The 1,949-nt window shown below is 58.5% G+C and carries 1 protein-coding gene and 1 other annotated feature (1 of these 2 running past the window's edge); the gene reads left to right on the forward strand.

What is annotated here, in order from left to right; genetic code table 11:
* Positions 1-1,602 (forward strand) — a sequence feature (23S ribosomal RNA rRNA prediction is too short) (it extends 318 nt beyond the left edge of the window).
* A gap of 57 nt (positions 1,603-1,659) precedes the next feature.
* Positions 1,660-1,949, forward strand: a 290-nt coding sequence (locus NW834_RS13215; protein ID WP_414426346.1) for an LAGLIDADG family homing endonuclease, incomplete at its 3' end; no start/stop codon positions are given.

Below are 1,949 nucleotides of genomic sequence, written 5' to 3' on the forward strand. Positions count from 1 at the left end.
CCCTGTGCGAATCTGCCCGGACCACCGGGTAAGGCTAAATACTCCTTGCTACCGATAGCGCAACCAGTACCGTGAGGGAACGGTGAAAAGCACCCCGGAAGGGGAGTGAAAGAGAACCTGAAACCGTGCGCTTACAAACAGTCGGAGGACTATACCCCTCTGGGGGACAGTCTGACGGCGTGCCTTTTGCAGAATGAGCCGGCGAGTTACGCTCAGCGGCAAGGTTAAGCGTCTCAGACGCGGAGCCGTAGCGAAAGCGAGTCCTTACAGGGCGACTCAGTCGCTGGGCGTAGACCCGAAACCGCGCGATCTACCCCTGGTCAGGCTGAAGCCGTGGTAACACACGGTGGAGGGCCGAACTGGTGACCGTTGAAAAGGTCTCGGAGGAACTGGGGGTAGTGTGGTGAAATGCCAATCGAGCGCGGAGATAGCTGGTTCTCCCCGAAATGCATTGAGGTGCAGCCTCACGCGCTATGCTATGCAGGTAGAGCCACTGGATGGGCTAGGGGCCCTACCAGGTTACCGAACCCAACCAAACTCCGAATGGCATAGCAGGAAGCGTGGGAGTGAGACAGCGACGGATGAGCGCCGTTGTCAAAAGGGTAACAGCCCAGACCGCCCGCTAAGGTCCCCAAACACAGGCTAAGTGTGAAAGGATGTAGGGTCGCGTAAACAACCAGGAGGTTGGCTTAGAAGCAGCCATCCTTTAAACAGTGCGTAACAGCTGACTGGTCGAATGTGACCCTGCGCCGACAATGTAAGGGGGCTCAAGCCTGTTACCGAAGCGGCGGGTTCCCGCAAGGGAGCGGTAGGGGAGCGTTCTGCTCGCAGTGAAGGTGGAGCGGAAGCACCACTGGAGCGTGCAGAAGTGAGAATGCCGGCACGAGTAGCGAGAAGACGGGTGAGAATCCCGTCCGCCGAAAGCCTAAGGGTTCTTCAGGCAGGTTCGTCCGCTGAAGGTTAGGCGGTCCTAAGTCGAGGGCGAAACGCCGTAGGCGAAGGGCAGTGGGTCAACATTCCCACCCCAGGTGGTGGAGCCAAGCGGTGACGCTTCAGAATCGGTCGGGCGCAGAGTTGGAAGGCTGCGCTCGCCCCAGCGGCAACTCTGGGGCGACGAAGGGATCCCGCGCGGTGAACGAAGCGACCGTGACTGGAGCCGAGAAAACCCGTGTAGCGTTGAAACCACCTGACCGTACCGCAAACCGACACAGGTAGGCGAGGCGAGGAGCCTCAGGCGCGCGAGAGAAGTCCCGCTAAGGAACTCGGCAAATTGACCCCGTAACTTCGGGAGAAGGGGTGCCTCGAAAGAGGTCGCAGCAAAGCGGGCCCGGCGACTGTTTACCAAAAACACAGCTCTCTGCGAAGGGGAAACCCGATGTATAGGGGGCGACGCTTGGCCAATGCCCGTAGGTTAAGGGGAGGGGTCAGCCGCAAGGTGCAGCCCTGAACTGAAGCCCGGGTGAATGCCGGCCGTAACTCTAACGGTTCGTCACAGGGCCGTTGTAAAATCTGGCTATATGCTGGAACAGCTCGTGTATCCCACACTACCGAGGAGGTGACAATGTGATGGGTGGAGCCAATCAGCAGGAAAGACTTGAAGTCACCGAAGAGGCGAAATGGTTCCTCGCAGGGTTCATCGAAGGCGAAGGCTCGCTGCTGGTGAGCATCAAACACCACGACACCAGCCGCTACGGATACTATGTTGACCCAGAGTTCCATCTGGTGCAACACCGCAGCGGACTACCCCTGCTCAAACTCGCCCAGCAAGTCTTCGGCACAGGACGGATTTTCCCGAAACCGGGAAGTCCCAACTGCTATGTCTACGCCATCCACTGTCGGCGTAGCCTCTGGGAGAAGGTCGTACCCTACTTCGAGAAGTATGTGGTACCCTTCTCATGCAAGCGCGAAACCTTCTATCGGTTCCGCGAAATCCTGGAACTGATGAACCA

This window comes from Synechococcus sp. R60.1 (genome assembly GCF_047461835.1).
Lineage (GTDB): Bacteria > Cyanobacteriota > Cyanobacteriia > Thermostichales > Thermostichaceae > Thermostichus.